Source organism: Mycobacterium sp. Soil_C_30 (genome assembly GCF_057656995.1).
In genome coordinates, this window is the sequence record NZ_JBDGJH010000040.1 from 28766 (window position 1) to 35832 (window position 7067).

Annotated in this window: 3 protein-coding genes; 2 read left to right on the forward strand and 1 reads right to left on the reverse strand. The window is 68.6% G+C overall.

What is annotated here, in order from left to right; all coding sequences use genetic code 11:
- Positions 1–40: 40 nt before the first annotated feature.
- Positions 41–1240, forward strand: a complete 1200-nt coding sequence (locus AC3A6P_RS35780) for a multidrug effflux MFS transporter (protein ID WP_487697378.1) — start codon at positions 41–43, stop codon at positions 1238–1240.
- Positions 1241–1445: 205 nt separating this feature from the next.
- Positions 1446–3500: an MFS transporter gene (locus AC3A6P_RS35785; RefSeq protein ID WP_487697370.1), complete on the forward strand. Its 2055-nt coding sequence runs from the start codon at positions 1446–1448 to the stop codon at positions 3498–3500.
- Here the strand turns inward: AC3A6P_RS35785 and AC3A6P_RS35790 are convergent.
- Positions 3497–6910: a TM0106 family RecB-like putative nuclease gene (locus AC3A6P_RS35790; RefSeq protein ID WP_487697372.1), complete on the reverse strand. Its 3414-nt coding sequence runs from the start codon at positions 6908–6910 to the stop codon at positions 3497–3499. The genes AC3A6P_RS35785 and AC3A6P_RS35790 overlap by 4 nt on opposite strands.
- Positions 6911–7067: the final 157 nt, after the last annotated feature.

Below are 7067 nucleotides of genomic sequence, written 5' to 3' on the forward strand. Positions count from 1 at the left end.
CGTGGTTTCTTCCGAGCAGGCGGCACCGAACCGCATCCGAATGATCCTGGTGCTCGGCGCTCTCGTGGCGCTGGGTCCACTGACCATCGACATGTACCTCCCGGCCTTGCCGACCATCGGCGAGGACCTGTCGGTGTCATCGTCGGTGGTGCAACTGACGCTGACGGGCACGCTGGCCGGGTTGGCGCTGGGCCAGCTCATCATCGGCCCGCTCTCGGACTCGCTCGGCCGCCGGCGGCCCCTGATCGCCGGTATCGCGCTGCACATGGTTGCCTCGGTGATCTGCTTGCTGGCCCCCAATGTCGCCGTTCTCGGCCTGGGCCGGGTGCTGCAGGGCATGGGTGCTGCATCGGGGATGGTCGTTGCGCTGGCGGTGGTCGGCGATCTCTACCGCGACCGGGCCGCCGCCACCATGATGTCGCGGCTGATGCTGGTGCTCGGGGTGGCGCCGGTGCTGGCGCCGTCCCTCGGGGCGGCGGTCCTGCTGCACGGGTCGTGGCGCTGGGTCTTCGCCGCACTGGTGGTGCTCGCCGGGCTGCTGCTGATCGTGGGTGCGCTCGCACTGCCAGAGACGCTTCCTCCGTCACACCGGCCGCCGCTGCGGGTCCGCGGTGTCGCGGGCACGTACGTCCGACTGCTCGGAGACCTCCGCTTCGTCGTCCTGGTGTTCGTTGCCGCCCTGGCCATGGCAGGACTGTTCGCCTACATCTCGGGTGCGCCTTTTGTGTTGCAGGACCGCTACGGCGTGGATCAGACGGGCTTCGCGCTGCTGTTCGGGGCCGGCGCGGTGGCACTGATCGCCTCGACCCAGGCCAACGTGGTGCTGCTCAAGTGGTTCTCACCGGCGCGGATCGTGATCTCGGCACTCAGTGTCGCGGTCGTGGCCAGCGTGGTCTTCCTCGGCTTGGCGCTCACCCACACCGGTGGGGTGGTCGGCTTCCTGATCCCGGTATGGACCATCTTGGCGGCCATGGGTCTGGTCATGCCCAACGCGCCGGCGCTGGCCCTGTCGCGGCATTCCGAGTCCGCCGGTACCGCGGCCGCGCTGATGGGCGCGGGCCAGTTCGGGCTCGGTGCCTTGGTCGCACCTCTGGTCGGTGTGCTCGGCAACGACGAGGTGGCGATGGCCGTGGTGATGGCCGTCACCGTTGTCATCGCCCTGGCGGCGCTGCTGGCCGTACGGCCCAGCGCCTCGGTCCCTGCTCACGCCGAGGATGAGTTCGTCGCAGAGCCGGCGTAGCCCTCGGACGTCCCCGCCTCCCCGACAGCCGGACAGGTTGGGGTGGCACTATGGCCACCTTGAGGTGCCTACGGCACAGTGGCCACCTTGAGGTGCCTACGGCACAGTGGGCCACCTCCTGGTGCCTACGGCGCAGTGGGCCACCTCCTGGGTGCCGCGTGGAAGTGCCGTGGCCCCGCTCCAGATCCGACAGTGAGGTGGCCGAATGACGGAAAGCGGCGGGCTGCTGGCCCGAGGTCTGCCGCGGGCCGCCGAGGCGCAGACCAACCCGTGGAACGCGTTGTGGGCGATGCTGGTCGGCTTCTTCATGATCCTGGTCGACTCGACCATCGTGGCGGTGGCCAATCCGAACATCATGGAGAGCCTGGCCGCGAGCTACGACGCCGTGATCTGGGTGACCAGCGCGTACCTGCTGGCGTATGCAGTACCGCTGCTGGTCGCCGGCCGACTGGGCGATAGGTACGGCCCGAAGAACCTCTACATCACCGGGCTGGCGGTGTTCACCGTGGCCTCGTTGTGGTGCGGTCTGTCCGACTCGATCGGGATGCTGATCGCCGCCCGCGTCCTACAGGGCGTCGGCGCGGCGCTGCTCACCCCGCAGACCCTGTCGATGATCACCCGGATCTTCCCGCCGCAGCGCCGTGGTGTGGCGATGAGCGTCTGGGGCGCGACGGCCGGGGTGGCGACGCTGGTCGGCCCGCTGGCCGGCGGCGTGCTGGTCGACTCGCTCGGCTGGCAGTGGATCTTCATCGTCAACGTGCCGATCGGTGTCATCGGCATCGCGCTGGCTGTCTGGCTGATCCCCGTCCTGCCCACCCAGATGCATCGCTTCGACATTCTCGGCGTCGTCTTGTCCGGCCTCGGCATGTTCCTGATCGTCTTCGGCTTGCAGGAAGGCCAGTCGCACAGCTGGACGTGGTGGATCTGGGGAATGATCGCCGCCGGCATCGCGGCCATGGGCGCCTTCGTCTACTGGCAGGCGGTCAACAAGAACGAGCCACTGATCCCGCTGCGCATGTTCCGCGACCGCAATTTCAGCCTCGCCAACGCCGGCGGTGCCGTCATCGGCTTCGTCATCACCGCCTTCATCGTGCCGGTGATGTTCTACGCGCAGGCGGTGTGCGGGCTCTCGCCCACCCGATCGGCCTTGCTGACCGCGCCCATGGCTGTCACCACCGGCGTGCTGGCGCCGTTTGTGGGCCGCATCGTCGACCGGGCCCACCCGCGGCCCATCGTCGGTTTCGGCTTCTCCGTGCTGGCGATCGCCTTGACCTGGTTGTCCATCGAGATGACGCCGGACACGGCGATCTGGCGGCTGGTCCTGCCCCTGATGGCGTTGGGCGTGGCGACGGCGTTCATCTTCGCGCCGCTGGCCGCGACGGCCACCCGGAACCTGCCGCCGGACGTCGCGGGCGCCGCCTCCGGGGTGTACAACGCCACCCGGCAGGTCGGTTCGGTGATCGGTAGCGCGGCCATTGCCGCGTTCATGACGGCCCGGATCAGCGCCGAGATGCCCGGCCCGGGCCAAGGACCGCCACCGGGGGAGGGCGCGGTGACCGAGTTGCCGCAGTTCCTGCTGGAACCGTTCGCGGCGGCGCTGTCCCAGTCGCTGTTGTTGCCGGCCTTCATCGGTTTGTTCGGCGTCATCGCGGCGATCTTCCTGCGCGATATGGTCACCGCCCCGGCGGTGCGCGTCTCGATGGATGCCCGCACCGAAGTCATCCCGACGGTGGACGACGACGCCGAAGCCCGGTACCGGCACGAACATTCGGTGTTCGACCACGACTTCGGAGACGACTACGACGACGATTTCGCCGACGACGAGTACGTCGACGTCGATCACGTGCGGGTCGGGAGCACGCGGGAACCGATCACCGAGCAGATCGTCCGGGTCCGCGACGATGTGGGCGTCGACCGCGTTGTCGACGTCGACACCGACCCCCTGCCGGTACGGGTGAGCCATCCGAACTCGATGCCGGCGGTGAGCCTGCGCTCCGACGGCCGGAGCCCGGACTTCCTGGACGATCTCGAGCCCTACGACGGCGTGTACACACTGGCCGATGAGGAGCCGGGGCACAACGGTTTCCATGCCGACGAGACGCCGGTGCCGTCGGTCGAGCGTGATGACGAACCGGGCTCCCGGTTCGACGCGTTGACGGCGGATTTCGCCGATCTCCTCGAAGCTCGCAGTCGGCATCATCGGGATGTCCCCGACGAGCCGCCCACCTACGGCAGGCATTCCCACCCGCGCGAGGATTAGCGCAGCGGTGTCGTCTGAGCGCTCAGCGACAAGAATGCGCCGAGGTCGATCAGGCCGTCCGGTGTGCCGGGCAGGTACTCGGTGAGCAGCGCCGAACGCACGATCACGGCCGCGTACTTGGCCCGGCTGACGGCGACGTTGAGCCGGTTGCGGTTCAGCAGGAACGAGATGCCGCGCGGCACATCGTCGATGGAGGAGGCCGTCATGGACACGAACACCACCGGCGCCTGCTGCCCCTGGAACTTGTCGACGGTGCCGGCGCGCACGTCGGTGAAACCGGCGTCGTCGAGATGCTGGCGCAGCGTCACCACCTGCGCGTTGTAGGGCGTGACGATGAGGATGTCGGCGGGGCGCAGGGCGCGGGTGTGGTCCTGGTCGGTCCAGTCCCGGCCGACGAGCCGGCGGATCTCGGCGACGATCGCGGCGGCCTCCTCGCGGCTTTCGGTGGCGTTGCCGTTGTGTTCGACGGCCAGGACGTGCACGCCCGGCGCGTACCCGTCCAGGTGCCGCCGGGTGGTCACCTCGTCCACCGAGGTCAACCGGCCGTCGTAGGACAGCCGCGACACCGCCGCACACACCAGTGGGTGCATCCGCCACGAGCGGTCCAAGAAGTAGCCGCGTTCATCCGACAGGGTGTGCTGGCCGTCGACCAGCCACCCGAGCGCCGATTCGTCCACCGGCTCGGGATGGGTACCCTGGCTGACCTGCGGCAGTTGCTGAGGATCGCCCAGTAACAACAGATTGCGCGCCGCGGGCGCTGCCGCGATGGTGTTGGCCAGGCTGAACTGGCCGGCCTCCTCGACCACCAGCAGGTCCAGGGAGCCCGGGGGGACCCGCGCCGGATTGGCGAAATCCCAACTGGTGCCGCCGATCACGCAACCGTTGTGTGCTTCGATGAACTCGGGGTAGGCCTTGGCGTCGATGTCCTGCCACGGCGCGTCGTCGGTGCGGGTGTCACGCTTGCCGATCACGGCCGGGTCGACACCTGCGTCGAGAAGTCCGCGAAACAGGTTCTCCACCACCGCATGTGACTGTGCCACCACCCCAACTCGCCACTGCGCGTCGGTGACCATCTGCGCGATGACGGCTGCCGCGGTGTGCGTTTTCCCGGTGCCGGGAGGACCGTGTACGGCCAGATACGACGAGTCGAGATCGGCCAGGGCCGTCGTGATGTCCTCGATCGGGGTGCTGCGGTGCGGCAACCCGTTGCCGGAGCGGGTGCGTGGCGCACGGCGCAGCAGCAGGTCGACGACGGCGGTGTCCGGCAGGCGGGGGAGTCCGTCGGCGATCTGCGCCGCGGTGGAGTCGATCGATTCGCGCAGCGCCTTGGTGGAGATGGGCGCCCCGGGTGTGAGTGCGAAGGGCAGCTGGCCGAAAGTGCCGCCGGTCTTGGGTTCTCGTTCGATCACCGTCACGGTGGTGGGCGTCTCGGGGTCGTCGCACTCCACCACCCGTACCGTGCCGCAGGCTCGGCGTTCGGTGTCGTCGGTCAGGCCGGGCGGTGAGGGCGGCGCGTACAGCGCGTACATGTCGGTGCTCAGCTCGCCGGCGGCCACCGCCCCGGTCAACTGCACCCAGCGCTGCGGTTTGCGGGCCCGCGGCGGGGTGTGCCAGTCTTCGACCACCGCAGCATGCTCGGCGAGGAAAACCCCTGTCTCATCGCCCCATTCATCGACGGGGTTGTTCAGCCGGTCGAAATGCGCCCACCAGAACGGCTTGTCCTCACGCCGGTGATAACCGCGCGCCGCGGCGATCATCGCGACAGCGGACTGTTCCGGACTGCGGGTACTCGGGTCGTCCCCGACGAATTTGGCCAGCCGGCGCGCCAGTTGATCGTCTTCGGTGACGTCGCCACCGTCGCGCACCGGTTGGGCGCCGATCGGGGGCACCTCCGATTCGATGGCGCGCGCCACCAGCCAGTCCCGCAGCTTGCGGGTGGACCGGCAGTCGTAGCGGTTGTACTCGGCGATCTCCTTGAGCAGCGCCGCTGCCTCGGCGTCACGACCCTCGTCACGCAGCTCGCAGTAGCGGGCGTACTCGGTGATCGAGTCGGTGGCGTTGGTGACTTCGCCGGTTCGCAGCTCGGCGCCCATGTACAGCGGCTCCAGCGATTTGATGCTGTAGTTCTCGGTTCCCACCCGAATGCTCTTGCGCACCAACGGGAAAAGGTCGACCAGGACGCCGTTGCGCAGCAGGTCGTCCACCTCGTCCTCTCCTACTCCGTGGCGTCCGGCGAGACGCAGCAACGCCGTCTTCTCGTAGGCTGCGTAATGGTAGACGTGCATGTTCGGGTAGCGCTTGCGCCGTTTGGCCACCAGCTTCAGGAAGTGCTGCAACGCTTTTCGCTCCGCGGCGCGGTCGTGTGCCCACAGCGGCTGGAAGTCGTCGGTGCAATCCAGCACGCCGAACAGGTACTCCAAACCCCATTCGGTGCCGTCGGCGGTCCACAGCGGATCACCTTCGAAATCGAAGAACAGGTCCCCTTTGTCCGGGTTGGGCAGCACCATCAACGGTTGGGCGTCGGCCACTTCGTAGGGTGGTTTGCCGTCCACCCGCGGGGTCAGCTGCAGCCGCGCCTGAGCGGTGAGCGCCGTGACGGTGCGCTGCGGCAGGTCCGGCACGGGGTCGGTGAGGGAGGCCAGCTCGGTGACGGTGGTGATCCCGGCCTCGATCAGCCGGGCCCGCTGACTGACCCGCATGCCGGCCACCAGCAGCAGATCGTCGTGTTCGCGGACCTTGACCGTGCATTCGGGACAGCGGAAGCAGGCGCGCACGCCGTTGTCGTCCCACCGCACCGCGGCGCCGCCGGAGAAATGGGTGTCCAGCAGACGCTCCAGGTCGGCGCGCCGCGGCAGGTACACCGGGATGATCTCGTCGAGCCGGTAACGCACCGGGGTGCCGTTGCCCAGGATCAGCTCGGCGTTGTCGTGCACCGGAACTCCGGCACGCGCCAGGGTGTCGGCGTAGGCGGCCAGCTGTAGCAGCGCCTCGACCTTCGCCGACAGGGCGAGTTTGGTGTCGGCGACGCGGTAGCGGCCGTCCTCGAGGATCAGGAAGTCGGCGAAGCCGAGGAACCGGCCGTCGAACATCGCGGCCTGGTACACCACCGGCGCCTGCTCGGCGATGGCCTGCATGGTCTGCCCGGCGGCGGCGGTCAGCCCGTCCGCGGTGTACTTCGGACGTCCGATGACGGTGACCTCGCCGCGCAACTGCGCGCGCAGCTCGTCGAGACGACGGTGTTCGTGCTCGTCGCCCAGTGCCGAGGTGCGGGCCAGCAGCTGGTCCGAGGTGGAAACATCCGGGCCCCAGCCCAGTTTGGCGTCAAAGGCCCGCAGCAGGGCGTATTCACAACGCGCGGCGGCGGCCAGGTCGGAGGCGCTGTAGAGCACCCGATCACCGTCGACGAACACGATTCACACTGTAGGTCGAAGCCCCGACAGCTCACCCCTCCAGCTCACCCCTCCAGCTCACCCCTCCAGCTCACCCCCCCCGCGACCGAGCATTGCTCCTATGTCAAGCGGCGACTGCCTGGAGGGGTTTGTCGTGGGTGTGGTTGAGGTGTTTGTC

Excerpts from the sequence above, each read along its gene's own strand:
- AC3A6P_RS35785 (WP_487697370.1), top strand. The coding sequence starts at position 1,446 with ATGACGGAAAGCGGCGGGCTGCTGGCCCGAGGTCTGCCGCGGGCCGCC.
- AC3A6P_RS35780 (WP_487697378.1), top strand. The coding sequence starts at position 41 with ATGATCCTGGTGCTCGGCGCTCTCGTGGCGCTGGGTCCACTGACCATC.